The sequence below is a fragment of the Bartonella sp. AP3QHHD genome, assembly GCF_042195765.1.
Classification (GTDB): domain Bacteria; phylum Pseudomonadota; class Alphaproteobacteria; order Rhizobiales; family Rhizobiaceae; genus Bartonella.
This window is the reverse complement of sequence record NZ_JBHIPC010000085.1, coordinates 197,960-223,196: the sequence shown is the minus strand read 5'-3', so window position 1 is coordinate 223,196 and position 25,237 is coordinate 197,960. Positions and strand designations below refer to the sequence as shown.

The window sequence follows — 25,237 nt, the reverse complement described above, 5'->3', positions numbered from 1 at the left end:
ACGTTTTTTCGTTTAATGCATTTCTCGTTTTTTTATATTGAATATTTTACCCTTTTTATGATGCCCGAATTGCATTTGTTTTAATTGCTATTTTATACGCTTAACAAAGAAAATATTCATATAATAATCAGCCAGTAATACGCATAATGAAAATAAAAAATGATATTATATTTTAAAATTTTTCTTCAATAACCTCTAGTACTTAGCCCAATGCGAAATGCCAACACTAAATAGAAGATGGTTTCTATTATAAATTTTTTTAACAAAGGAGGTAAAAATGTCGAGAGTATCTTCAAATATATTGTGTATTGCAAAAGCTTTCTGTCGCTTGAGTTTATTCTAAAAAATAACAATTTATTTCATTGAACGATCGGAAAAACGACACTATTTTATCATATTATGCGGAATTTTGCTTTTGAATAATTTTATCCCATCAATTCCCTGATTGAGATTTTCAAAAATCTTCCCTAATGCCATCCACATCTTTTTAATTGCTGCTCATAGAGCCTCGATATCCTTGCCATGCGCTGTGCTGTCTGTGAAAGCGCAGCACTGACATGCCCACCACTACGTGCATAAGCACCATGCCCCATATGATAATTTAAATAAAGGCTATATGCATCATCAAACCTCACCCCATTGCGTTGAACACTTTGGCTATGATACCAAGCAACAAAATCAGCAGCATCTGCGAAATTCGTACGCCATGCAAAAGACTTTCCTGTAGAGCGAAGATACATTGCCCATGTACTATCAAGCGCTTGAGCATAACCATAAGCTGTCGACCGACGCTTCCATGGTATAAAACCAAGTAGTTTTTTGCGTGGAGGACGTGCATTGTGACGAAAGCTCGATTCCATCTTAATGGTTGCAAGAATAATAGGCATAGGAATTCCATAGCGCATTTCCGCTCTTTGAGACACCTTACCCCAATTGTCAAAAAAACCATTTTTTTGTGCTAAAATAGCACAAGCATTATTTGTGTGGATGGGAGTGGTTGTTGCACATCCCTCTAGCAAAAACACCAGTGCCCCTAAAAACAAAAGGTGTCGCATATTCCTATTCCTCTCGTTTAAGAAATAAAACAAGATAGAGATACTAAAAAATGATTACCAATCAATAAAGAACATGATCTAACTTGTAATATTTAAGAAGCTTGCTTTGCTTTATTCCTCATCAGCAAAACGCAATGTTTGCGACTGAGCCAATGTTGTCATTTTTGTTGGTTCAGAGTAATTTTCTTTTAATTCAACAGTTTCAATGCGATTTGCCCGTTTCATGATTTTGGAGGACGATATCAAAATTCCCTCTATATCTTCACCTGCTTTATGAAAGTGCTTCTGTAGTGTGCGAACACGCGTATCCATTCGTCCAAAATCTTCCATCAATTTTGCTACTTCTGATTGAATTAAATGCGCTTGTTCACGCATCCGCGCATCTTTCATAATGGTTTGTACCACTTGGACAGAGAGCATCAACAAAGATGGTGAAACAATAATCACATGGGCTCTATTGGATTTTTGTACCAATGCCTCAAAGTCCTCATAAATTGTTGCGAAAATCGATTCAGATGGCACAAAAAGGAAAGCAGTGTCATGGGTTTCTCCAGGAATCAAATATTTTTGTGCAATATCACGAATATGAACTTCCATATCGGTACGAAATTGGCGTTCTGCCTCTTGACGCTCTTGCGCTGATTCTGCCTTACGCATAGCATTCCAAGCTTCCAGAGGAAATTTAGCATCAACAACAAGAGAAGGAGCTTTATTGGGCATATGAATGAGACAATCTGGGCGCTTTCCATTGGAAAGAACAGCCTGAAAAGCATAAGCGTTTGTTGGTAAGGCATCGGCAATAATTGCTTCCATCCGCCCTTGACCGAAAGTACCACGCGTCTGCTTATTGCTTAAAATGGACTGCAACTGAACAACTTGTCCCGTAAGCGATTGAATATTATTTTGTGCTGCATCAATCACTGCTAAACGTTCTTGCAAACGATTCAAATTTTCATAAGTGGATTTTGTCTGTACCTGAAGTGTTTGGCCTAAGCTTGTTGTCATCCCATTGAGTTGCTCACTGAGTGATTTATTCAATTCAGCTTGCCGTTGACCAAAAATTTCCGCCATCGTTTGCATTCGTCCTTGCATTTCAGCTTGTGTTTTCAGCAAAGTAGCCATCTGCATTTGTGCCTCACGTGCGCGTTCAGCAATTTCATTTTCCAAAAATGCTTTTTTTCGATGAGAATGTATCAACATAAAAAATGCCAAACAGACAAGTATAAATAAAAGCAAAAGCATTAGTTTAGAAAAAAAATCACCAGCGAGTATGGAAAAAAACGAATCAAACATAAATTGTAATATAACGCTCTTATTGTAAAAAAACGCAAGAATCCGTTATTCAATATTGACCAATAACAAACCATTGATTAATCTCTACTTATGCCAATGAGATCTTTAGTTACTTTACCTGATCCGATTTTACGGGAAGTGTCCAAACCTGTTGAGCAGGTCGATTCAGCTCTCCAAAAACTTGCGGATGACATGTTGGAAACCATGTATAATGCTAAGGGCGTTGGTCTTGCTGCTATTCAAATTGGTATACCGCTACGTATGTTGGTTATAGATGTCTCTGGAAATTCTGAAGATGAGCAGAAAAAACCACTTGTTATTATCAACCCTGAAATTTTATGGCTTTCAGATGAGCGTAATATTTACAAAGAAGGTTGTCTTTCTATTCCTGATTATTTTGCAGAGGTTGAACGTCCTAAACGCCTTCGTGTTCGCTATCAGAACCGTGAAGGAAAACAAACAGAAATTGAAGCAGACGATCTCTTAGCAACTTGCTTGCAGCATGAAATTGATCATTTAGATGGGCGCCTTTTTATTGATTACATTTCAAAGATCAAACGCGATATGGTGATACGAAAATTTAAAAAACGCGCAAAAGAAAAAAACATGCAGGAAGCAGTTTTGTAATGGCTTTACGATTAAGTTTTATGGGAACACCAGATTTTTCTGTTCCTATTTTACATGCTTTACTGGATGCAGGTCATGATGTTGTTGCTGTTTATAGTCAACCCCCTCGCCCAGCAGGACGTCGAGGGCTTAAATTAATCCCCTCACCTGTTCACAATGTAGCAAAAAAGAAATCCATTCCTGTCTTCACGCCTCAAACACTTAAAACAGCCGAACAACAGGAGCAATTTGCAGCACTTTCTGTTGATGCTGCTATTGTCGTGGCTTATGGACTCCTTTTACCTAAAGCTATTCTCGAAACGCCGCGTTTTGGTTGTTTTAATGCCCACGCTTCACTCTTACCACGTTGGCGTGGTGCTGCGCCTATTCAACGAGCAATTATGGCTGGTGATAAAGAAACAGGTATCATGATCATGAAAATGGATGAAGGACTTGATACGGGGCCTATCGCTCTTTCTCGCTCCATCCCCATTACTGATAACACCACCACTGCTGAGCTTTCAAACAGACTTTCACATATTGGCGCAGAACTTATGGTAGAGACTTTATCAACTCTTGAAAAAGGACAACTTAAACTGACCCCACAATCAGAGGAAGGCATTACCTATGCGGCCAAAATTAGAAAAGAAGAGACCCGCATTGATTGGACAAAACCTGCAGAGTTTATTCATAGGCATATTCGCGCGCTCTCTCCCTCTCCTAGTTGCTGGTGCAACATGAATATCGGTGGACGAGAAGAACGTGTAAAAATTCTTGATAGTCGCTTAACAACAGGTCCTTCTCTTGAAATTGGACGGATAGAACCAGATTCTTTGATTATCCATTGTGGGCAAGGACGGATAGAAATAACCTCTCTCCAAAGATCTGGCGGTAAAATTCTTGAGTGCGCAACATTTTTGCGAGGTGCTCATATTTCTGCTGTTTTTTAAGATGCCACGTTTTAAACTCACTCTTGAATATGATGGTTCAAATTATGCTGGTTGGCAGCGTCAAGCAAAACTTCACACTATACAAGGAGCTCTTGAACAAGCACTCTTTTCCTTTAGTGGACAACAATTGACCATAACAACAGCAGGACGAACGGATGCAGGAGTACATGCTACGGGACAAGTTGCGCATGTTGATTTTGAAAAAAACTGGCATCCCCATACTGTACGTGATGCGCTCAATGCTCTTTTACGAAAACAGGGAGAAGCAATTTCAATCCTAAACGTAGAAAATGTCCCTGATGACTTTGATGCACGATTTTCCGCTATAAAACGCCATTATCTTTTTAAAATACTTAATCGTCGCTCTCCACCAGCCTTAAATGCCAAACGCGTGTGGTGGTTGCCAAAGCCTCTTAATGCTGACGCCATGCATGAAGCAGCGCAAAAGCTTGTAGGACAACATGATTTTACAACTTTCCGTTCAGCACACTGCCAAGCCAAAAGCCCTATTCGCACCCTTGAACGCCTCGATATTCAAAGAGAAGGTGAAGAAATTTTCCTTTATGCACAAGCTCGTTCTTTTCTTCATCATCAAATCCGTTCATTCGCAGGAAGCCTCATGGAAGTGGGTATTGGACGTTGGACAGCTCAAGATCTCGAAACAGCTCTTCATGCTAAAGATCGTAAACGTTGTGGTGTTGTTGCCCCCCCCGCAGGACTTTATTTAACCAAAGTAGAGTATTAATGATCCTTCAAGAGTGAACATCTCAAAAGTCGTTAAAGCAGTTTATAAAAAGAACGAATTTCTTCAAAAGCTTCTGCTGCTGTATTAACAAATTTTACAAAATTAATATCAGTAGGAGAAATTGTACCTTGTGCAGACAGATACTCAAAATTGACAGTATTGCTCCAAAATTCTTTGCCAAACAATAAAATTGGTACCTGTTTCATACGCCCCGTCTGTACTAAAGTTAATGTCTCAAACAGTTCATCCAGAGTCCCAAATCCTCCAGGGAAAATGGCTAGGGCTTTCGCTCGTACTAAAAAATGCATTTTGCGCATCCCTAAATAATGAAAATTGAAACATAAATGCGGCGACACATACGAATTAGGCTCTTGCTCATGTGGTAAAATAATATTCAAGCCAATCGTTGGAGCACCAACATCACAAGCACCACGATTTCCCGCCTCCATGATTCCTGGTCCGCCCCCCGTAACAACCACAAATTCACGATATTGTGTCGTAGCAGAATAAAGTGAGCACAAACGTGAAAACTCTCTTGCTTCATCGTAATAATGTGACATAGCATGCAAATTTTTCTTTTGTATTTCATTCTTTGCAGCCCACGCTGCTTGCCCAGGTTCAGGAATACGCGCACCACCAAACAAAACAACTGTTGATTGAATATCATATTCTTTAAGGGTTATTTCCGGCTTTAAAAATTCAAGACTAATACGTTGTGAGCGCAGCTCTGGACGCATCATAAAATCTTGATCGATATAGGCTAAACGATAAGTAGACGAACGCACTTGTGCTGAATTAGAGACTTTATGGATCTGTTGTAGAGCATCCTTCGTATGGAGAAGTGGTGTCCAGTTTTCTTGCTCCCTTTTTCTTTTTTCTTTACAGCCTTTTTTCATGCACCTGTCCTACTTCCTCATCGTTTTATTGACTGAACACATTTCTTCGCGTAGTTCATAGAGAATAAATCTTGAAGCTTTCAACTTGTTTAACGGAACTCTCGTCATGACCCATATCACACAACTTGAAATTATTATCGAACAAGCTTTTGACGATCGCGATTCCATCGATACTACCACAAAAGGCGAAATACGTGAGAGTGTTGAACATGCATTGAACCTTCTTGATAAAGGTGAAATCCGTGTTGCAGAACGACAAAAAAATGGACAATGGCATGTTCATCAATGGTTGAAAAAAGCGGTTTTGCTCTCTTTTCGGCTTAATCCTATGCAAATTATTACTGGTGGAATCAATGGGACACATTGGTGGGATAAAGTTCCTTCAAAATTCTCTGGTTGGCAAGAGGCAGATTTTAAAAGTGCTGATTTCCGTTCCGTTCCTGGAGCCATTGTACGTCATTCTGCTTACATTGCACCCAATGTTATATTGATGCCATCCTTTGTCAATCTTGGTGCTTTTATCGATGAGGGCACAATGGTTGATACATGGACCACCGTTGGTTCTTGTGCACAAATTGGTAAACATGTCCATCTTTCTGGCGGTGTTGGTATTGGAGGTGTTTTAGAACCACTGCAAGCAAATCCAACAATCATTGAAGATCATAGCTTTATCGGTGCTCGCTCTGAAATTGTTGAAGGCTGTATTATCCGTGAAGGTGCTGTTTTGGGAATGGGAGTCTTTATTGGAAAATCAACAAAGATTATTGATCGTACAACAGGTGAAATTTTTATTGGTGAAGTACCAGCCTATTCAGTGGTTGTACCAGGTTCTCTCCCTGGAAAACCTTTACCAAATGGTGAAGCAGGACCTAGCCTTTATTGTGCTGTTATTGTAAAACGCGTTGATCAAAAAACACGAGAAAAAACATCCATTAATGATCTTTTACGTTCTTAGACACAAGATTAATGCATAATAATATTTCATCGTTTTTTAACTTGAATAATAACCTCGAATACAAGGATTCTCTCATTTCAAATCCTTTCATAGTGAATCAATCACTATCATTTCCTTACACATTACAAACGCAGTTGGTGTGTGGGTAAGAAACACTTTAAGAAAAGAGTGAAATACTTTTAATGAATTCTCTCAAATGATAAGGACTGTCATAATATTTTGAGCTGAAAAAGAGTATGATGGGTACGCTTTGCACCTTTCTGACGCGTAAAAGCGGTAATGCCAAATGGATTTTATATCATTCACAGTGTATTTTACGTTATATTTTTCATAGCCCCGTTGTGAAATGGAGTTTGATGTATTGAGTGATGATTTACGAAAACGAGCACGCCAATATGCAACATAAATGTATTTTGTTTAAAGCATTCTGTTTTACGTGAGAAAGTGACACCATTACGCAATACACAAAAACATGAAGCACGGCGCAATTCTATTTAAAGTATCCTTTAAACACCTGAACCAATCGACAAAAGCAAAAGCGCAATCAATGAGAGAAAATACCCTTTTTTCATTATTTGTTCATTTTGAGCGCTTGAATAAATGCCGATTGTGGAATTTCTACTTTTCCAAATTGGCGCAGCCGCTTTTTGCCTTCTTTTTGCTTTTCCAAAAGTTTGCGCTTACGCGTAACATCACCCCCGTAACATTTCGCTGTTACATCTTTACGCAAAGCACGAATCGTTTCGCGCGCTATAACTTTACCACCAATAGCCGCTTGAACTGGAATCTGAAACATATGCTGAGGAATAAGATCTTTCAGTTTTTCACACATTGAACGCCCGCGCTTTTCTGCAATCGTGCGGTGAACAAGCATCGATAATGCATCAATAGGCTCTCCATTCACCAAAATAGACATTTTAACTAAATCACCTTCTGCATAATCTGTCATTTGATAATCAAAAGAAGCATAACCCTTTGAAATCGATTTTAGCCGATCATAAAAATCAAAAACAACTTCATTCAGTGGTAAATCATACGTTACCATAGCACGGGTTCCAACATAGGACAAACCAACCTGTACCCCACGCCGCTCTTGGCATAGCTCTAAAATTGACCCAAGATAATTATCAGGAGTCATGATTGTCGCTCGAATCCATGGTTCTTCTATGGAAGAAATTTTAACCACATCAGGCATATCCGCTGGATTGTGCAACTCTTTAACAGAACCATCATTCATATTCATGCGATAAACAACTGAAGGTGCTGTCGCAATTAAATCCAAATTAAACTCACGCTCTAATCGCTCTTGAATAATTTCAAGATGCAGAAGTCCCAAAAAACCACAGCGAAAACCAAACCCCAAAGCCGCAGACGTTTCCATTTCAAAAGAAAAACTCGCATCATTTAAGCGTAATTTGCCCATGGCTGCACGCAAATCATCAAAATCGGCAGCATCAATTGGAAAAAGTCCACAAAAGACAACAGGTTGCGCCGGCTTAAAACCAGGCAAAGCATTTTCACAAGGACGACGCTCTTCAGTAATCGTATCCCCAACCCGTGTATCTGCTACCTCTTTGATAGAAGCAGTGATAAAACCAATCTCGCCTGGTCCTAATTCATCAACCTGTACCATTTTAGGTGTAAAAACCCCAACGCGCTCAACTGGATATTTTGCTCCTGTACCCATCATACGAATGGTTTGTCCTTTTTTTAAAATACCATCTATCACCCGTACCAAAACAATGACACCAAGATAGGCGTCATACCAGCTATCAACCAACATTGCTTTCAAGGGATTTGCAACATCGCCTGTATGTGGAGGTGGTAATTGTGCAACAATTGCCTCTAGAACATCAGGAACACCCAAACCTGTTTTTGCTGATATTTCTACTGCTTGAGATGTATCAATGCCTATCACATCTTCAATTTGTTCTTTAACACGCTCAGGTTCTGCTGCTGGAAGATCAACTTTATTGAGAACAACAACCAACTCATGGGAATTATCAATGGCTTGATAAACATTTGCTAACGTCTGCGCCTCTACGCCTTGGCTTGCATCCACCACCAACAGAGAACCTTCACAAGCTGCCAATGAACGCGAAACCTCATAAGCAAAATCCACATGACCAGGTGTATCCATAAGATTTAAAATATAGGTTTCACCATTCTTTGCTTTATAGTGTAAACGTACCGTCTGTGCTTTAATAGTAATTCCACGTTCACGCTCAATATCCATGGAATCGAGTACTTGTTCTTTCATCTCACGTGTATCAAGCCCACCTGTTATTTGAATCAAACGATCAGCTAAAGTGGATTTGCCGTGATCAATATGCGCCACGATGGAAAAATTACGAATATAATTACGATCTATTGTCATATAAGGCGATTTAGCAAAGAATAATACAAAACGCAAAGACCAATTATGCTCCGGCTTCTATCAAAAGAATATAAACCTAAAAAGCTTCTCAAAACACAACTTTTTATAGCCTAAAAAATGAGGCTTTTGTTTGCTAAATTAAATCCAAGGGTGCTAAAATGATCCTTTCACATCTTATTTGATAACTCATATGCTGTAGTAAGCTGGCACCATCACACACTTTGCCAACCTCCAATATTACGACGATCCTTTACACTTGAAAAAGTTTATAAGAGATATGCCTTTCTTGTACAGTCTTTACCCACATGCCCCCCACCCACTTGTGATGTGTAAGCAAGTGATTTGGATTGATTTAACATGAAAATGATTTGAAGTGAGAAAGTTTTACAGTATTCAGGGTTCTAACTCAATGTGAATAATGATATATTATAATTATAAATCAATGTATTATCATATTTATATGATGGGCGTGTATATCATTTAGGCTTGCAATAAATTCGCAAGAAATGCTTTTTTATTTGTATGCAATAATCTTCTTTTTTAGCAATCTTATATAAGATAACATGAATATCGAGGGAGTTTCTTCTCAATTTTTAAAACTTTAGAAATATGCTCTATTGAGTGATGTTTTTATATAACTCCTTCCTTCCTCTATTAAAGATAAAACACACCAATCCTCTTTGATTCATTGGATAACGCATTGATTTATAATGATGCTCTGTGGTTTTTCTATACTTCATGTGGACCGTCAATGAATATGATGTATATTGAGAAAATTATCTTTTAAAAAACGATTTAATGTACAACGTTATGGGGTACTTTGGACGTTCTATTTTGCGTGAGAAGCGTAACTCTATTAAAGGACAAAAGAAATAACGTGCGACAGTGCATAGTTTTCATTATTCAAAAACATTACCGTAGATGTTTTTGAAAGTTGTAAAGCCGAATTTAAATATAGGCGTTAATTTTTACCTTTATATCACCTCATGCTTTGGCTCAATAAAGGTTGTCTGCCCGTTTCAGAAGTTAGGCAAACAGATAGAAGCATACTATTTCTCCAATTTGGCATGCAAAAGCTGGAATAACTTATAGAACTTCTTAATCATCTTAATATTAAAAAAGCCTTAAAAATGAAAACTCTACAAGAAAAAATCTCATGCAATAAAATCATAATAAAAAAATGTATAGCTAATCAATTTTTTTAATTGCTTTATTTTTTTTACGCCATTGTGAAGGTTGTAATTCAGCCACAATGATCCCAATCAGAATAAGCAAACCGCCTAATAAAGCTAAGGGAGATAAATGTTCTCCAGCCAAACGCCCAACAATACCAGCCCATACTGGTTCACCTGCGTAAATGAGTGTCGCACGCGTAGGGGAAATAGACTTTTGTGCCCAATTCATAGCTAATTGAATAATGGCACTCATTAATGCCAATCCTATACCAATATTAAACCACACCCACGAAAATTCAGGAATGCTTTCACCCATCAAAGGCATACAAGCAAATGAAAAAAAACCACTAAAAAATAACTGAATAATGGTTACACGCCGACTATCAACCTTGTTCGCAAAAATTCCGATGAGTATGACTTCTCCAGCAATCGCTAAAGCGCCTAACAAAGTTAAAATTTCGCCTTTTGAAAAATCAAAATTTCCCGGCTTTTGTCCTGAAATCAATACAAGCCCAATAAAAGCGAAAATAATACCAATCCAACAAGCTAAACGGGGAGGTTTTTTAAAAACAATCCATTGCAAGATTGGAACCATCGGTACATAAAGCGCTGTGATAAAAGCTGACTGACTACTAATAATTGTTTGAAGTCCAGCTGCTTGAAAAGCATAACCAAAAAACATGGCTAAACCTATCGCCATCCCAGCGAAAACTTCATAAACAGTTATACCTTTTATAGAGCGCCAAAAAATTACCCCACATATAAGAGATGCAACAATAAAACGAAATCCAACAAAAAACAGAGGACCACTATAGCGTACCGCAATGTGAATGACTAAAAATGTAATGCCCCACAATATTGTCGCAGTAAATATTGCCAATTCTGGCTTACTTAATAAAGGATATTTAAACTGTTTTAGATTCACCATGAAAAACTTTCTCTTCCAATTTTCCCCACAATTTATGAAACAATAAGCGTTCCAACTCCCTGTTCGGTAAACAGCTCTAGTAAAACAGAATGAGGAGTTTTACCATTTAAAATGACAACACCTTCCACACCATTTTGAAGGGCTTTTATACAAGTCTCTACTTTTGGAATCATACCTCCTGAAATTGTCCCATTTTTAATAAATTTTTCAGCTTCAGAAACTGTCAATTCTTTTAAAAGTTTACCCTGTTTATCCAAAACACCAGGAACATCAGTGAGAAATAAAAGGCGTTTAGCCTCTAATGCACCAGCAATAGCTCCAGCAAAAATATCAGCATTGATATTATAAGTTTTACCATCGCGTCCTGGAGCTACAGGAGCAAGAACTGGTATCATTTCAGAAGATGCTAAAAGATCTAGCAATGTGCGATCAACTTCAACAGGCTCACCAACAAACCCCAAATCTAAAACACGTTCAATATGCGAATCAGGATCAATGACAGTTTTATAAGCCTTTTCGGCAAAAACCATATTGCCATCCTTGCCGCATAATCCTATTGCCCATTCACCCTCAGCATTGATGAGAGCAACAATTTCTTTATTTATGGAACCCGCTAAAACCATTTCAACCACTTCAACGATCCGCTCATCGGTTACCCGTAGTCCGTTTTCAAATCGCGATTCAATCCCCATTTTCATTAAAATTTCAGCAATTTGAGGCCCACCACCATGAACAACAACAGGATTAATTCCCGATTGCTTTAATAGAGCAATATCACGCGCAAATGCTCGCCCCAAATCAGGATCACCCATAGCATGGCCGCCATATTTTACCACGACCGTTTCATTTTCATATTTTTGCATATAAGGTAAAGCAGACGATAAAAATGCTGCTTGTTTTTCCAAAACATCTACATCACCGTTTTTAGCATCATCCATCAATAGAGCCTCCTCATCACTTTTTACCATCTCTTAATGAAATTTAGGAAAAGTGAAAACAATAAAACCAAACTTTACTCTATCCACCCCCTCCCCTGAAAATCGTCAATTTTCCTCTAAATTACGAAAAAGGAATAACGAAATGAAATACAAAATACTTCCTTTAAAAATTGACAGCGAAAAATTAAACAAAATAGACGTAAAAAAATGTCATTATTTTATGATCTTATATATAAAATTGAAAAGCAAAATTTTGAAGCTAAGCCGTACATTCAACTCATTAGTTTATCCCTATGGATACTTAACAATGAATAGGAATATATACAACCATTGATTTTGTAAGATAAAAATAAAGTTTCTTATCATAATAAAATTAACATATTCCCAAGATAAGAAATCACTCAACCGCTTTATATCTTATCTCAATAAACTATAACTTTGGTTTTAAAAATTTGACTTTTTCTCAATCATTAAACATGAGGAAATGTCAACTGAACGCTCCTCATGGAGAATTATAATAAATTGATTTATAATAATAATTTATCTTTTTATATCGTAAAATTGAAAAAAGGCTTTGCAAAATTATCATATATTTTGATTTTATTGCGAGTAGCTCTTCAGAAGCATTTTCGTAAAAGCATTTAATTGTTTAGATTACTCTCTTCGTAAGGTTTTATAAAACTTCTCATTTTTCATGATCTGTCATTAAGTTTTTCTTTCTGCATAGCGATACATGCTTGAATTATTCAATGTTTTTTAGAATTTTTAATTCTTTTAATTATGTTATTTTATGAAAAAAGATTCATTTCGTAAATTTCCCTTTCCATATCACTAATCAATTTCAACAATATATCGTGCTGTTTTCTAAGCATATTGTGCTATTTTTTATTGTATTTATTTTTTCTTTTTAAAGGTAACTTCCTCTATCTTCCCACCAACTTTTTATTATGCCAATAAATTCAATTAAGTGAATTCCATCGAATCTGTTTCCCCACAAGAGAGATACATCGAATACCTCAAAACTTGTTTTGTTATGTCTTCTTTAGCATTCAACACACATTATCTCATTCCACAATTTCTTTGGAACAAAATAAACTTGATTATAGCGTTTTTTATTATCTGGAAGAACTATTTATGACATCAGAAATACAAAACTAAATCCGCATCTAAAAAGACATGATTACTGCTAAAAGCTAAGATGAGGCATGTAAAAGCTATTCCGAATAAAATAACCCTTATTTTAAAGGAAGCAGTGATTAAAACTATGAAAAATGCCAAAAATAAAATCGGTTATAAGAAGTTGATACTTTATTTGAAAAAGATGGATTGCCTAACAGCTTATTTAGCGTTTCTTGGCAAGCCGCTACCTATTTTATAGTTTTATTATAGAGCCTTTAAAAAGAAATTTTGAGTGAAAAAATAAACACAAAAAATACTGAATGCATAAAGGCAGTTATCATGACACTGGCAATATTTATTATCAATCACTCAATTGCGTTCTTATATGGATAAGCCCTTTTTAAAATGTCATAGACACTCAAAAATAAGACTTATCCATAAAATTCATGAAATATAAAAACTATCAGCAGCAGGAGTTTATCCTAAATTAGCTGTCTCTCTCTTTTCTTTTCAAGAAAAAATGCTTTTCAAAGATAATGAGACAATAGAAAGCTTAATGAAAATAACTTTCCCACAGTTCTCTCTAATTATTCTGAGAACATTCACATATTTTAACCAGAAATATTTTCAAAAAATTCTTTCATACGTGAAAAAAAACCATGTGATTGCGGTGAATTTTCATGATTTGAGAGTTTCTCAAATTTTTGCAACAATTCACGTTGTTCTTGTGTTAATTTCTGCGGTGTCTCAATCGTGATATGGATGTAAAGATCACCCCTTGCTTGCTGACGGCGCAACATAGGCATACCTTTGCCTCTAAGGCGGAATTGACGTCCATTTTGTGTCCCTTCTGGAATCTTAACGCGTGCTTTAACACCATCAAGGTCAGAAACTTCAAACTCTCCTCCTAAAGCAGCTGTTACCATTGAAATAGGAACGCGACAGTGAAGATCTGCTCCTTCTCGCTGAAAAAACTCATGCGGTTTAATGGAAAGGAAAATATAAAGATCACCATTGGGGCCACCACGAATACCAGCATCACCCTCACCAGAAAGGCGAATACGCGTTCCATCTTCAATACCAGCTGGAACATTTACGCTTAATGAACGTTTTTTCTCTATACGCCGTGTCCCCTGACATTTGGGGCATGGATCCGTAATAGTTTCACCACGTCCATGACATGTAGGACATGTCCGCTCAATAGAAAAGAAACCCTGTGCAGCACGCACACGACCAGATCCATGACATGTTCCACAAACTTGCGGCTTAGAGCCTTTTCTCGCTCCTGATCCTTCACAAACATCACACGTAACGGAACTGGGAATATTAATTTCTGCAGTTTTTCCTGAAAATGCCTCTTCTAAAGTCACTTCCATATTATAACTCAAATCTGCGCCACGTTCGCGACTATCACCACGCTTACGGTGTGTCCCTCCCATAATCTCACCAAAAAAGTCTTCGAAAATATCCGCAAATCCACCACCAGCAGCAAAACCACCAAAGGGATTTGCTCCCCCTTGACCACCGCTATTTTCAAAGGCCGCATGGCCAAATCGATCATAAGCAGCACGCTTCTGGGGATCTTTAAGAACTTCATAGGCTTCGCCAATTTCTTTGAATTTTCGCTCTGCCTCTTTATCCCCCGCGTTGCGATCAGGATGATATTGCATTGCTAACTTACGAAAAGCAGATTTCAACTTTTTATCATCACATTCGCGAGTCACGCCAAGAATTTCATAATAGTCAACCTTCATCATGTATTCCTGATAATTTTTCTGTCATCCATCTTTATGGATAATATTGCTTTTAATTTATATTTTTAGCAACAAAGTTGCAACTTATCTCAAATAATAAAGCCCCGCCTTATATTTCAAAGGCCGGGTTTATCAATTAATCAACACATATGCTGACACTATTTCTTCTTATCATTAACTTCTTCAAAATCAGCATCAACAACATCATCATTCTTTGCCTCTGTTTCAGTGTCAGCGCTCGCTGCTTGTGAGGCTTCGTACATAGCCTGTCCAAGTTTCATACTGACTTCTGCTAATTTTTGCATCTTTGTTGTTACTTCTTCCGTATCACTGCCTTCAAGCGCAGATTTCAAATCAGATATTGCTGTTTCAATCTGTCCCTTTTCTTCAGCTGATACTTTATCGCCATATTCATTGAGCGACTTTTTAGTTGAATGAATAAGAGCCTCCGCTTGATTTCTAGCTTCAACACCTTCACGGCGTTTTTTATCCTCAGCCGCGTGCTCTTCTGCATCCTTTACCATTTTTTCAATATCAGCATCACTTAAACCACCTGATGCCTGAATACGAATTTGATGCTCTTTACCTGTTCCCTTATCTTTGGCCGAAACATTAACAATACCATTCGCATCGATATCAAAAGTAACTTCAATTTGAGGTATACCACGTGGTGCTGGAGGAATACCAACAAGATCAAATTGAGCCAATAACTTATTATCACTTGCCATTTCCCGTTCACCTTGGAAAACACGAATCGTTACAGCACTCTGGTTATCATCAGCTGTCGAAAAAACTTGCGATTTTTTCGTCGGGATAGTGGTATTGCGCTCAATAAGGCGTGTGAAAACCCCACCCAAGGTTTCAATACCCAAAGATAAAGGTGTTACATCTAGCAACAACACATCTTTGACATCGCCTTGCAATACACCTCCTTGGATGGCAGCACCCATTGCGACCACTTCATCAGGGTTAACGCCTTTGTGTGGATCCTTACCAAAGAAGCTCTGCACAACTTGCTGAATCTTGGGCATACGTGTCATTCCACCCACTAAAACAACCTCGTCAATCTCACCGGCCTTTAATCCAGCATCTTTCAACGCAGCTTTACAAGGTTCGATGGTACGCTGCACTAAATCGTCAACGAGAGATTCAAATTTTGCCCGAGTCAATTTCATTGTTAAGTGCTTGGGACCTGATTGATCTGCCGTGATAAATGGTAAATTAATTTCTGTTTGCTGTGATGAAGAAAGCTCAATCTTTGCTTTTTCTGCCGCTTCTTTTAAGCGCTGTAAAGCGAGTTTATCATTTTTCAGATCAATTCCTTGCTCTTTTTTGAATTCATCGGCAAAATAACCAACCAAGCGCATGTCAAAGTCTTCACCCCCTAAAAATGTATCCCCATTGGTTGACTTAACCTCAAAAACGCCATCTCCAATTTCAAGGACTGAAATATCAAATGTACCACCACCAAGGTCGTAAACAGCAATTGTTTTTCCGTCCTTTTTGTCCAAACCATAAGCTAAAGCAGCAGCAGTTGGCTCATTAATAATCCGTAAAACTTCAAGTCCAGCAATTTTACCTGCGTCTTTCGTGGCTTGACGTTGCGCATCATTAAAATAAGCAGGAACCGTAATAACGGCTTGTTCAACTTTTTCACCAAGATAAGATTCTGCTGTTTCCTTCATCTTTTGCAAAATCATAGCTGAAATTTGTGACGGAGAATATTTCTTTCCCGCCTCTTCAACCCATGCATCACCATTGTCACCTTTAACAATTTTATAAGGAACAAGCGCTTTATCTTTTTCAACCATAGGGTCATCAAAACGGCGCCCTATCAAACGTTTAACTGCAAAAACTGTCCCTTCAGGATTTGTCACCGCCTGCCGTTTAGCAGGTTGCCCAACAAGCCGCTCCCCCCCATCAGTAAAGGCAACAACGGAAGGTGTTGTTCGCGCTCCTTCTGAGTTTTCAATAACTTTTGCGTTTTTGCCATCCATAACAGCCACACAAGAGTTCGTTGTCCCCAAATCAATACCAATTACTTTTGCCATATTATAATCTCCATTCAGCAAGCTACCTCAACCTTCATAAAGCATCTTTTTAAGATAGCTCCTCATAACACCTAAAGCCCGTATATTGCTTCAAGCAACATAAATAATAATAAACTGCAAGTCGCAACAAGCCTTGCTGCCTCGTATATAAGAACAGGCTTTTATTGCTACAAGAGAATAATGAGAGAAACATCTCCAAAATAAAAAATTTATTTTAAAATAGGCACGCTAATGACCCATAAATACCATATTTATGAGAGACTTGAGAGTATAATATATTTTTCTTGCGATTCTTAAAAAATATATCTTTCTATAAAAATTAAAAAATAAAAGAATGATTGCACTCTCGCTCTTGATCTTCTCATCATTGATAAAATCATACTCACGTAAAAGCTTTTTAAAAGGCGAATAATTTATATCACAAATATTATAAATTTTCCTTGGACTAAAATAGTCATCATATCTAATGCTCATATCAGTAAAGGTATTATCTATCGATCTCCTTTCAAAAATTCTCCTTCTAACGGTCTCATTGTTTGCGGCTTTTGAAATCTGTGCTTTAAATTCACCTAAAGCGTTTTTTCTTAACTGTATAATTTTGAACTTTGAAAATATTAAAAATACCTCTGTATAAACGCTTTAAAATGCCAAGAGCTGTCATAATATTAAAAATTGGTAAAGTGGTTGATGATTGTTCTGTATTATATCTTCATTAAGTAAAATAGTAGTGCATCATAGATTTTATACCATTTGCAAATACTATTTATGAGATGAACACGGAAGCGTTAAGAGGTGTGTTGTCATTGTAAATCTTACTGTCTTCTTTTAAATTTCAAGAATTCTATGATTTTTATATTCAAATCAATTTCATTTTAGCATTTCTTTCTTTTATTTTAAATAAAAGCTCTGCTAAAATAAAAAATATTCAAAGTGTGAATCTTATGAAGGAGGGTAAATCAATGATGACATCTATTATTAAGAAAATAACAAATCTCATCTTTAAGAATATAATACATACACAATATCCATACAAAAAGGTTATCATAAATATCGTGTGTGCTCTTCTCTTTGCTGGTATAACCCTGCCAGCAGGTGCTCAGCAATATAAACTTGGCGACATAGAAATTCTCAATCCTTGGACACGCGAAACACTTAGAGGTATAAGAGTTGGTAGCGGTTATCTCTACATTATTAATCACAGTAATACCCCAGACCGTTTGGTTTCTATTTCCACAAACGGAGTAAAAACAACAGAGATACACTCTATGGCTGTCGTTAATGATATTATGAAAATGGAAAAAATGCACAATGGCATTGAAATTCCGGGAAATGGCGAAATCACGCTTAAGCCTGGCGGTGATCATATTATGTTCATGGGGCTTTCACAACCATTTAAGTTAGGTGATAAAATTAGCGCAAAATTAACATTTGAGAAAGCAGGAACCATTGATGTTGATTTCTCTGTAAACGCTATGAAAGTACCATCACCTTCTAAATCCTCTCCTGTTCACTAAGCTCCTTTTATTATAAATACACACTTTATAAAATGAAGAAGCGTGAAATTTTTTACGCTTCTTTATTTTTTGTTTAATGCCATCAGTAAAAAATTATCCCCTTTGATGAATTAACTATGGTCAATTTCAGGAATACGTAAAACTTGTCCAGGATAAATTTTATCGGGAGATTTTAGCATTGGCTTATTGGCTTCAAAAATAAATGTGTTTTTATTACCTTGCCCTTTTCCATAAACCTCTTCAGCAATTTTCCAAAGATTATCACCAGATTTAACCTCATAAAAGCGAGAAGTTTTTCTAGGCGTTGTATCTATAACCTTTAATTGATCAACATCTACAGAAGAGATACCTTGTGAATTGCCAACAACCAGCAGTGCTTTTTCAAGTGTTTCCCTATCTGGAACTTCACCGCTTAAAATAGCTTTACCGTCTTCAACTTGAATATTGACTTTTTCTGTACCGAGTTGAAAATGATCAAATGCTCTCTTAAAATCCTTTTCTTTTGGTTCATGGTCCCCAATACCTAATTTTTCCCCTACAGTTTTAATAAAATTAAAAAATCCCATTACGACCTCCTTTCGTGTAGCAGAAACAAATTTTTGTGCATATATTGCCACATTCTTTTCTTTGCTCTTAAAACACATAGGCAGATTTTCTAAACTTCAACAATCAAAACTACATCTGTTCAATTATGAGACAAATACAATAATAAACTTTGTAATAAACCTTGATAAAAAAAGCCTTTATGAAAATTTTCTCTCAAATGAAGGGATCTTAATAGACGTAAAAACATTATAAATTATGAAAGCAAAACAAGATTTTACAGTAATGACAGAAGGTTTTTTACTTTGCTACAATTTGTATCATATTTGTTTTGCAAAAAAAATATGAACTCCCATATAAATAAGTGTGGGTAATTTGCTACCACAGCAATAGAAAGGTCTAAGAAACCATGAAAGATACACCAACAATCACGCAAACGATTGTACTTGTTGATGATGATCGCAATATTTTGACATCTTTATCTTTTGCGCTTGAGACAGAAGGATATCGGGTTGAAAGCTATACAGATGGAGCATCTGCACTCAAGGGTCTCACACTTCACCCTCCACACTTAGCTATTTTTGATATTAAAATGCCCCGAATGGATGGGATGGAACTTTTGCGTCGTTTGCGTCAAAAATCTGATCTTCCAGTTATTTTTCTTACCTCTAAAGATGATGAAATTGATGAATTATTTGGTCTCAAAATGGGAGCTGATGATTTTATTACTAAACCTTTCTCCCAACGTCTTCTTATTGAACGCGTGAAAGCTATTTTACGCCGTTCTAATGCACGTAACCAACCGCTTTCTACAGGAACTTCTTCCACCTCTTCTCTCAAACGCGGAGATCTTGTGATGGATCAAGAACGCCACACCTGTACATGGAAAGATAAACCTGTTATTTTAACCGTTACGGAATTTTTGATTCTGCAAACCTTAGCACAAAGACCAGGAGTTGTAAAAAGTCGTGATGCTTTAATGGATGCTGCTTATAGTGATCAAGTCTACGTAGATGATCGCACCATTGATAGTCACATTAAACGTCTGCGTAAAAAGTTTAAACAAGTGGATGATGATTTTGCAATGATTGAAACACTTTATGGTGTAGGTTATCGTTTCCACGAGGTATAAAACTACTTTGTCGCAAAAATTTGAATGGCAATCAAATCGATGACAGACAATTTTCAACTGGAAACTTTACAAAAAACAACCGTTAATGGTACATCCTCAACGCCATTTCTTATGTTCGCTCGTTTGCATCTTCGAACACAACGTCTCTTTAGACAATTGCTTTTTTCCAGCCTCACACGTCGCATTGTTATATTAAACATTGCTGCTCTTGCCGTTTTAGTTACAGGCATTTTATACCTTAACCAATTTCGCGATGGTTTAATTGAAGCAAAAATCAAAAGTTTATGTACCCAAGGAAAAATTATTGCTGGGGCTATTGCTGCTTCTGCAACAGTAGATACAAATTCTATCCTCATTGACCCTCAAAAACTCTTAGAGTTACAGACTGGTGAAAGCGTTACACCCGCTCCTCAATCAACCGATTCTTGGGATTTTCCTATTAACCCTGAGCAAGTTGCCCCTCTTTTACGGCGTCTTATTACACCTAAAACGACAAGAGCACGTATCTATGATCGTGATGCTACTCTCCTTCTTGATTCGCGCGTTCTTTATTCTAGTGGAGAAGTTTTTAGTTATGATTTACCCCCACTTAAAACAGAACAAAACATGTGGGATCGCCTTACTTCATGGTATTCAAGCGCATTTTATGGCAAAGGTATTGCTCTTGACAGAGAACAAACAAAAACCAGTGGTATTGCTTATCCAGAAGTGTACCGCGCATTAAACGGATCTCTTGCTACGGCTAAAAGACGCAACAGACAAGGGCAATTAATTGTTTCTGTTGCCGTTCCTGTTCAACGCTATCGCGCAGTGGTTGGAGCTCTTCTTCTTTCAACCACTGGTTCCGATATTGATAACATTGTAAAAGGCGAAAGACTGGTTATCTTTAAAGTTTTTGCCGTTGTAGGTAGCGTACTTTTGGTTCTTTCTCTCTTTTTGGCCCATACGATTGCCCATCCATTAAGTAAATTATCTGCCTCGGCTAATCGAGTGCGTAATGGCAATAATCAGCGTGTAGAAATTCCTGATTTTTCAATGCGTGAAGATGAAATTGGTCACCTTTCAACTTCTATTCGTGATATGACTAATGCCCTTTATATGCGTATTGAAGCCATTGAACGCTTTGCTGCTGATGTAAGCCACGAATTAAAAAATCCTCTCACCTCTCTACGCAGTGCTGTTGAAACGCTCCCTCTGGCTAAAAATGAAGAAGCACAAGAGAAATTGCTGGAAATTATTCAACATGATGTGCGCCGCCTTGATCGGTTGATTACAGATATTTCTGATGCATCGCGACTCGATGCAGAGCTTGCACGAGAAACCGCAGAGATTGTTGATATGACACCGCTTTTGGAAAGTCTTGTTCATGCTGTTCAGGAAGTGTATCGTAATACGCAAACTATTGATATAAGCCTTAATATTGTCCCACGTCCTCATGGAAAAGCTTATCTTGTATTGGGACATGAACTTCGTTTAGGACAAGTGATTTCAAATCTTCTTGAAAATGCGCGTTCTTTTATTCCTCGGAATCGTGGCAAAATTTGCATTACTATGAAAAGTCATGCTTCAACCCTTATTTTAACCATTGAAGATAATGGCCCAGGTATTCGTTCAGAAAATATTGAACGCATTTTTGAACGTTTTTACACAGATCGACCAAATGAAGACGCTTTTGGACAAAACTCTGGACTTGGCCTTTCTATTAGTCGGCAAATCATCGAGGCTCATAATGGGACAATTACAGCCGAAAATATTATCGATCCTACACTTGGGAAGTGTAAAACTGGTGCACGTTTTACTATTATGCTTCCGCTTGCTAAATAAATCTTTTATCCAAAGTAAAAGGCATGAAAACAAAATGTGAAATACTCCACGCAAATTGCCTTCAACTGGGCGGCAAGGGGCTGTTAATTATAGGTCCATCGGGATCAGGAAAATCAACCATCACCCTTTCTTTGCTTGACCGCGCTGAGTGGTCAAAACGTGAAGCGAAGCTTATCAGTGATGATTATACAATGTTGCGTGCGGAAAATGGAAAGCTTCACGGATACACTCCCGATAATTTAGAGGGTGGCATCGAGATTCGTGGCGTTGGTCTTTATATGATAGAATTTAAAAAGCACACAACTATCGATTGCGTTATTTTTCTCGGTCCGGAATATGAACGTTTTTCCACAAATAAAACTTTTCAATTTGAAAATTTGCACATTCCTCTTTTAAAACTTCCCTCTCTTCGTGAAGCCGATTGTACAGCCATTTGTCAAGCTATTGAAGCATTTTTGTTTAGAAAAATATGGCAAAAATCTGTCTAATTTTTTTCTAAAGATAAAAAAATCACAATTTTTGCCTTTTTTTTGCAAATTTTTCTTGGCAGCAAGATAAAGCCTTGTACAATGTCTTTCCCACCAACTATGGTCGGGTCTTATTAGTTAACAGGAGTTTGCGTAAATGATTGGACTCGTGCTTGTAACGCACGGTGAGCTGGCTGTCGAATTTTTACATGCCGTGGAACATGTTGTTGGAGTACAAGAAAAGTTCGCAACAATATGCGTTTATCCCGATGACGATATAGATCAGCGCCGAGGTGATATTATAGCCGCAGTAACCGATACAGATACGGATCATGGCGTCATCATATTAACAGATGTGTTCGGTGGAACACCATCAAATATAGCTATCCCTGCTATTGAAAAAGGACGCGTTGAAATGATTGCGGGTGTTAATTTGCCCATGCTTATTAAACTGATTTCTATTCGCAAATGTCCTGATATTTCATTATCAGACGCGTTAAGAATAGCACAAGAAGCAGGGCGTAAATACATTAATGTACCAAGTATAATTTTATAGCGGATAATAAAATACCAATGTTTTCCAAAGATACCCTCCCATGTATAAGTCGTCATTTCAATATCTGTAATAAACGTGGATTGCATGCACGTGCTTCTGCAAAATTTGTACAAACTGTTGACAATTTTAATGTTACTGTTGAAGTTGAAAAGGACGGAAAAATTGTTGGCGGATCATCAATTATGGGACTTATGATGCTAGCGGCTTCATCCGGTTGCAACCTCACCATTCGTGTTTCAGGACCAGAAGCAACAGATGCTCTTAATGCTCTTGAAAAGCTCATCAATAACAACTTTGGAGAGGAAAACTAGTGCTTTTTCATCATAAACAAGGATGATGATTCTTAGAAAATAGGAACTTTCCATCATTATTTTGAATTTTAATTTCTCTTCCCGCTTTTATACCAATATTCATATCCATTATAGATTGGCATAATTATCATAAATGTAAAAGCTTATAGTAATTTTGTTATGCTCGATTTTTTTCTTCCTTTCCTAACATTATTTGACCAATTTGAATAGTTTTGCGTATTATGGCTATTCCCCGATTTAATCATATAATTAAATTTTTACAGAAAAGAGAACTCTTCACCTTGTATTAAAGTATGCTTTATTTTAGACTAAAGATAAACGTCAAAATAATTTCGCACATCAAAAATCTATCAACTTTTCTTATTTTCTGCTAACTTTGTAGCCTTTATAATACACAAGTAATCTTCCATTGCACATCATTGTGATACAGATCCTGAAAACGCAATTCTTATCAATGTCATAACCATTTCTTAAAACGAATAAGCTTTGTACGCTCATAATTATAGTAAGCATTTTTTAGACATTCTTTTTCTATACTATTGCCTTGTTTTCTGTGATACGTGCCCCGCCCTTATTATCTATATTGCGCTTGAGATAGCATCTTTCATTATAAGGAGATAATATCATGGGTCGTCTATTTAGTGCTCTTCAGATTCCTCAACAAACAACAAAAGCCCTCGTATCATTGCAAAATGGCTTACCAAAAGCGCAATGGATCAACCCGCAAAATTTTCATGTCACCTTATCTTTTTTTGGCGAAGTTGAAAGCTCCTTAGCAGATGAAATTATGCATACCTTTAACACTATAGAACTTCCTTCTTTTACGCTACAGATAAAAGGTTTTGAAGTTTTTGGTTCAGAAAATGCTCCTCATTCTCTTGTGGTTCGCATTGAACCTTGTGAAAAGCTTATTCTTTTACATGAAAAGACGCAATATATCCGGAATAAATTAGAGTTAAAGCCTGATAAAAGACTATTTATTCCGCATATCACTCTTGCACGAATATTTGATATTAATCTTAAAGATCTTTCTTATTATCTATCTTTTCAAGATGATTTTTTTGTTCCTCCTTTTGAGGTTGATCATTTTGTTTTATTGTTATCGGCCTCTCCCTTAAATAAGGCTCCCTATATTGTAAAAGGAAGTTGGGCGCTTCAAAGATAAAAGGGTGTTTATAACACCCTTTAAAACCCCTTTAAGAAAAGACTTCATATATGTGTGATTGCAGGGAATACTGCATTTTATGTTAGAGATTTATTATTGATGTGTTTTAATCCGAATCAGCTTCAACAGAAGCTTCTTTTGCTCCTCCTTTAGCTACACCCACTATAGCTGGACGCAGCACCCTTTCCCCGATAATATAACCTGCCTGAACCACTTGTTGAACAGTATTATCTGGAACATCAGCATTGGGAATTTCAAACATCGCTTGATGAAAGTGAGGATCAAATTTTTGCCCCTCTGGATGAATTTTTTGCACCCCATGACGTTCTAATGCTGCCATCATGGCACGTTCAGTCATTTCAACGCCTTCTGCCAATGATTTCAAACCAGCATCACTCTCCCGTGCACCTTCTGGAATAGCTTCCAAAGCACGATTGAGATTGTCAGAAACCGATAACATATCCCGTGCAAAATTAGCAATGGAATAAGCCTTTGCATCCGCCACATCTCGCATAGTACGGCGTCGAAGATTTTCCATATCTGCAACAAGACGTAAAAGTTGATCTTTCAATTCTTTATTTTCATCCTGCAAAGAGGCTAAAAGATCACTAATCTCATTGCTTTCAGTTTCAACGACTTCGTGTTCCTCTGTTTTATGTGTTTTTAAAAATTCATCGGCTGCCTGTTTAAGTGTATTACGATCAGCTGGATTTTTTAAATCACAATTTTCAAATGAAGCGTCAGTAAATTTGTTTTTTTCATCAGACATAAAAATTTTATTCCTTCATAAGATTCGTTATTCTCGATATCGAAATTCTACAGACAAAAATCAAGGGGTATCGATGTATATAATACAATGAGCTTTTATAGTACAAATACTTAC

Annotated in this window: 21 protein-coding genes; 11 read left to right on the top strand and 10 right to left on the bottom strand. The window is 37.1% G+C overall.

Translation table 11 applies throughout. The features are described from left to right. Window positions 1-467: 467 nt before the first annotated feature. Window positions 468-1,055 carry a hypothetical protein gene (locus tag ACFIL7_RS06065; RefSeq protein ID WP_375612813.1) on the bottom strand — a complete coding sequence of 196 codons (588 nt, stop codon included), beginning with the start codon at window positions 1,053-1,055 and terminating at the stop codon, window positions 468-470. 111 nt (window positions 1,056-1,166) lie between these two features. Continuing rightward, entirely contained in the window at window positions 1,167-2,348 is a 1,182-nt protein-coding gene (locus tag ACFIL7_RS06060) for a DNA recombination protein RmuC (protein ID WP_375633998.1), read from the bottom strand. A gap of 90 nt (window positions 2,349-2,438) precedes the next feature. On the opposite strand from ACFIL7_RS06060, the gene def reads away from it, so the two are divergent. Genes def through truA form a run of 3 tightly spaced genes read left to right on the top strand, consistent with a single transcriptional unit; the run spans window position 2,439 to window position 4,649 of the window. Further along, a complete protein-coding gene (def, locus tag ACFIL7_RS06055) occupies window positions 2,439-2,975 on the top strand; it encodes a peptide deformylase (protein ID WP_375620854.1) in 537 nt (178 codons plus the stop codon). Beyond that, on the top strand, window positions 2,975-3,904 hold the full coding sequence (fmt, locus tag ACFIL7_RS06050) for a methionyl-tRNA formyltransferase (protein WP_375633681.1): 930 nt from the start codon (window positions 2,975-2,977) through the stop codon (window positions 3,902-3,904). Before def ends, fmt begins: the two co-directional genes overlap by 1 nt. A gap of 1 nt (window position 3,905) precedes the next feature. Next, window positions 3,906-4,649: a tRNA pseudouridine(38-40) synthase TruA gene (truA, locus tag ACFIL7_RS06045; protein ID WP_375633680.1), complete on the top strand. Its 744-nt coding sequence runs from the start codon at window positions 3,906-3,908 to the stop codon at window positions 4,647-4,649. A 32-nt stretch (window positions 4,650-4,681) separates the two neighbouring features. Here truA and ACFIL7_RS06040 read toward each other — a convergent pair whose 3' ends face one another. Further along, window positions 4,682-5,545: an LOG family protein gene (locus ACFIL7_RS06040; protein ID WP_375633679.1), complete on the bottom strand. Its 864-nt coding sequence runs from the start codon at window positions 5,543-5,545 to the stop codon at window positions 4,682-4,684. A 106-nt stretch (window positions 5,546-5,651) separates the two neighbouring features. Here ACFIL7_RS06040 and dapD point away from each other — a divergent pair, with 106 nt between their 5' ends. After that, window positions 5,652-6,500, top strand: coding sequence for a 2,3,4,5-tetrahydropyridine-2,6-dicarboxylate N-succinyltransferase (gene dapD, locus ACFIL7_RS06035; RefSeq protein ID WP_375633678.1), 849 nt, complete (start codon window positions 5,652-5,654; stop codon window positions 6,498-6,500). 571 nt (window positions 6,501-7,071) lie between these two features. Here the strand turns inward: dapD and lepA are convergent. From lepA to dnaK, 5 genes are all read right to left on the bottom strand, one after another. After that, a complete protein-coding gene (gene lepA / locus ACFIL7_RS06030; RefSeq protein ID WP_375633739.1) occupies window positions 7,072-8,877 on the bottom strand; it encodes a translation elongation factor 4 in 1,806 nt (601 codons plus the stop codon). Between the two features lie 1,188 nt (window positions 8,878-10,065). Then, window positions 10,066-10,980 (bottom strand): DMT family transporter, encoded by a 915-nt coding sequence (locus ACFIL7_RS06025; protein WP_375617501.1) that lies wholly within the window; start codon window positions 10,978-10,980, stop codon window positions 10,066-10,068. 32 nt (window positions 10,981-11,012) lie between these two features. Beyond that, entirely contained in the window at window positions 11,013-11,918 is a 906-nt protein-coding gene (gene argB, locus ACFIL7_RS06020) for an acetylglutamate kinase (protein ID WP_375633738.1), read from the bottom strand. A 1,730-nt stretch (window positions 11,919-13,648) separates the two neighbouring features. Further along, the gene (dnaJ, locus tag ACFIL7_RS06015; protein WP_375611466.1) at window positions 13,649-14,791 is read right to left on the bottom strand and encodes a molecular chaperone DnaJ; all 1,143 of its coding nucleotides are present in this window, start codon (window positions 14,789-14,791) and stop codon (window positions 13,649-13,651) included. Window positions 14,792-14,949: 158 nt separating this feature from the next. Further along, on the bottom strand, window positions 14,950-16,842 hold the full coding sequence (gene dnaK / locus ACFIL7_RS06010; protein WP_375633677.1) for a molecular chaperone DnaK: 1,893 nt from the start codon (window positions 16,840-16,842) through the stop codon (window positions 14,950-14,952). Window positions 16,843-17,801: 959 nt separating this feature from the next. Between dnaK and ACFIL7_RS06005 the strand changes: the two genes are divergently transcribed. After that, window positions 17,802-18,356, top strand: a complete 555-nt coding sequence (locus ACFIL7_RS06005; RefSeq protein WP_375633676.1) for a copper chaperone PCu(A)C — start codon at window positions 17,802-17,804, stop codon at window positions 18,354-18,356. 110 nt (window positions 18,357-18,466) lie between these two features. On the opposite strand, the gene lysM is transcribed toward ACFIL7_RS06005, so the two are convergent. Beyond that, on the bottom strand, window positions 18,467-18,922 hold the full coding sequence (gene lysM, locus ACFIL7_RS06000; RefSeq protein WP_375606145.1) for a peptidoglycan-binding protein LysM: 456 nt from the start codon (window positions 18,920-18,922) through the stop codon (window positions 18,467-18,469). Window positions 18,923-19,308: 386 nt separating this feature from the next. On the opposite strand from lysM, the gene ACFIL7_RS05995 reads away from it, so the two are divergent. The 6 genes from ACFIL7_RS05995 (at window position 19,309) to thpR (ending at window position 24,354) form a co-directional block, all read left to right on the top strand. Beyond that, complete coding sequence (locus ACFIL7_RS05995) at window positions 19,309-20,031, top strand: response regulator transcription factor (protein WP_005774392.1); 723 nt, start codon at window positions 19,309-19,311, stop codon at window positions 20,029-20,031. Window positions 20,032-20,070: 39 nt separating this feature from the next. Next, window positions 20,071-21,855: a stimulus-sensing domain-containing protein gene (locus ACFIL7_RS05990; RefSeq protein ID WP_375636362.1), complete on the top strand. Its 1,785-nt coding sequence runs from the start codon at window positions 20,071-20,073 to the stop codon at window positions 21,853-21,855. A 23-nt stretch (window positions 21,856-21,878) separates the two neighbouring features. Next, the gene (locus tag ACFIL7_RS05985; RefSeq protein ID WP_375612806.1) at window positions 21,879-22,343 is read left to right on the top strand and encodes an HPr kinase/phosphatase C-terminal domain-containing protein; all 465 of its coding nucleotides are present in this window, start codon (window positions 21,879-21,881) and stop codon (window positions 22,341-22,343) included. 136 nt (window positions 22,344-22,479) lie between these two features. After that, complete coding sequence (locus tag ACFIL7_RS05980; protein WP_375606142.1) at window positions 22,480-22,878, top strand: PTS sugar transporter subunit IIA; 399 nt, start codon at window positions 22,480-22,482, stop codon at window positions 22,876-22,878. A gap of 17 nt (window positions 22,879-22,895) precedes the next feature. Beyond that, window positions 22,896-23,189 carry an HPr family phosphocarrier protein gene (locus ACFIL7_RS05975; RefSeq protein WP_012754483.1) on the top strand — a complete coding sequence of 98 codons (294 nt, stop codon included), beginning with the start codon at window positions 22,896-22,898 and terminating at the stop codon, window positions 23,187-23,189. A gap of 625 nt (window positions 23,190-23,814) precedes the next feature. Continuing rightward, the gene (gene thpR / locus ACFIL7_RS05970) at window positions 23,815-24,354 is read left to right on the top strand and encodes an RNA 2',3'-cyclic phosphodiesterase (protein ID WP_375633674.1); all 540 of its coding nucleotides are present in this window, start codon (window positions 23,815-23,817) and stop codon (window positions 24,352-24,354) included. Window positions 24,355-24,460: 106 nt separating this feature from the next. Here thpR and grpE read toward each other — a convergent pair whose 3' ends face one another. Beyond that, a complete protein-coding gene (gene grpE / locus ACFIL7_RS05965) occupies window positions 24,461-25,123 on the bottom strand; it encodes a nucleotide exchange factor GrpE (RefSeq protein ID WP_375633673.1) in 663 nt (220 codons plus the stop codon). Window positions 25,124-25,237: the final 114 nt, after the last annotated feature.

Excerpts from the sequence above, each read along its gene's own strand:
- ACFIL7_RS06065 (WP_375612813.1), bottom strand. The coding sequence starts at position 1,055 with ATGCGACACCTTTTGTTTTTAGGGGCACTGGTGTTTTTGCTAGAGGGA.
- ACFIL7_RS06060 (WP_375633998.1), bottom strand. The coding sequence starts at position 2,348 with ATGTTTGATTCGTTTTTTTCCATACTCGCTGGTGATTTTTTTTCTAAA.
- def (WP_375620854.1), top strand. The coding sequence starts at position 2,439 with ATGCCAATGAGATCTTTAGTTACTTTACCTGATCCGATTTTACGGGAA.
- fmt (WP_375633681.1), top strand. The coding sequence starts at position 2,975 with ATGGCTTTACGATTAAGTTTTATGGGAACACCAGATTTTTCTGTTCCT.
- truA (WP_375633680.1), top strand. The coding sequence starts at position 3,906 with ATGCCACGTTTTAAACTCACTCTTGAATATGATGGTTCAAATTATGCT.
- ACFIL7_RS06040 (WP_375633679.1), bottom strand. The coding sequence starts at position 5,545 with ATGAAAAAAGGCTGTAAAGAAAAAAGAAAAAGGGAGCAAGAAAACTGG.
- dapD (WP_375633678.1), top strand. The coding sequence starts at position 5,652 with ATGACCCATATCACACAACTTGAAATTATTATCGAACAAGCTTTTGAC.
- lepA (WP_375633739.1), bottom strand. The coding sequence starts at position 8,877 with ATGACAATAGATCGTAATTATATTCGTAATTTTTCCATCGTGGCGCAT.
- ACFIL7_RS06025 (WP_375617501.1), bottom strand. The coding sequence starts at position 10,980 with ATGGTGAATCTAAAACAGTTTAAATATCCTTTATTAAGTAAGCCAGAA.
- argB (WP_375633738.1), bottom strand. The coding sequence starts at position 11,918 with ATGGATGATGCTAAAAACGGTGATGTAGATGTTTTGGAAAAACAAGCA.
- dnaJ (WP_375611466.1), bottom strand. The coding sequence starts at position 14,791 with ATGAAGGTTGACTATTATGAAATTCTTGGCGTGACTCGCGAATGTGAT.
- dnaK (WP_375633677.1), bottom strand. The coding sequence starts at position 16,842 with ATGGCAAAAGTAATTGGTATTGATTTGGGGACAACGAACTCTTGTGTG.
- ACFIL7_RS06005 (WP_375633676.1), top strand. The coding sequence starts at position 17,802 with ATGATGACATCTATTATTAAGAAAATAACAAATCTCATCTTTAAGAAT.
- lysM (WP_375606145.1), bottom strand. The coding sequence starts at position 18,922 with ATGGGATTTTTTAATTTTATTAAAACTGTAGGGGAAAAATTAGGTATT.
- ACFIL7_RS05995 (WP_005774392.1), top strand. The coding sequence starts at position 19,309 with ATGAAAGATACACCAACAATCACGCAAACGATTGTACTTGTTGATGAT.
- ACFIL7_RS05990 (WP_375636362.1), top strand. The coding sequence starts at position 20,071 with ATGACAGACAATTTTCAACTGGAAACTTTACAAAAAACAACCGTTAAT.
- ACFIL7_RS05985 (WP_375612806.1), top strand. The coding sequence starts at position 21,879 with ATGAAAACAAAATGTGAAATACTCCACGCAAATTGCCTTCAACTGGGC.
- ACFIL7_RS05980 (WP_375606142.1), top strand. The coding sequence starts at position 22,480 with ATGATTGGACTCGTGCTTGTAACGCACGGTGAGCTGGCTGTCGAATTT.
- ACFIL7_RS05975 (WP_012754483.1), top strand. The coding sequence starts at position 22,896 with ATGTTTTCCAAAGATACCCTCCCATGTATAAGTCGTCATTTCAATATC.
- thpR (WP_375633674.1), top strand. The coding sequence starts at position 23,815 with ATGGGTCGTCTATTTAGTGCTCTTCAGATTCCTCAACAAACAACAAAA.
- grpE (WP_375633673.1), bottom strand. The coding sequence starts at position 25,123 with ATGTCTGATGAAAAAAACAAATTTACTGACGCTTCATTTGAAAATTGT.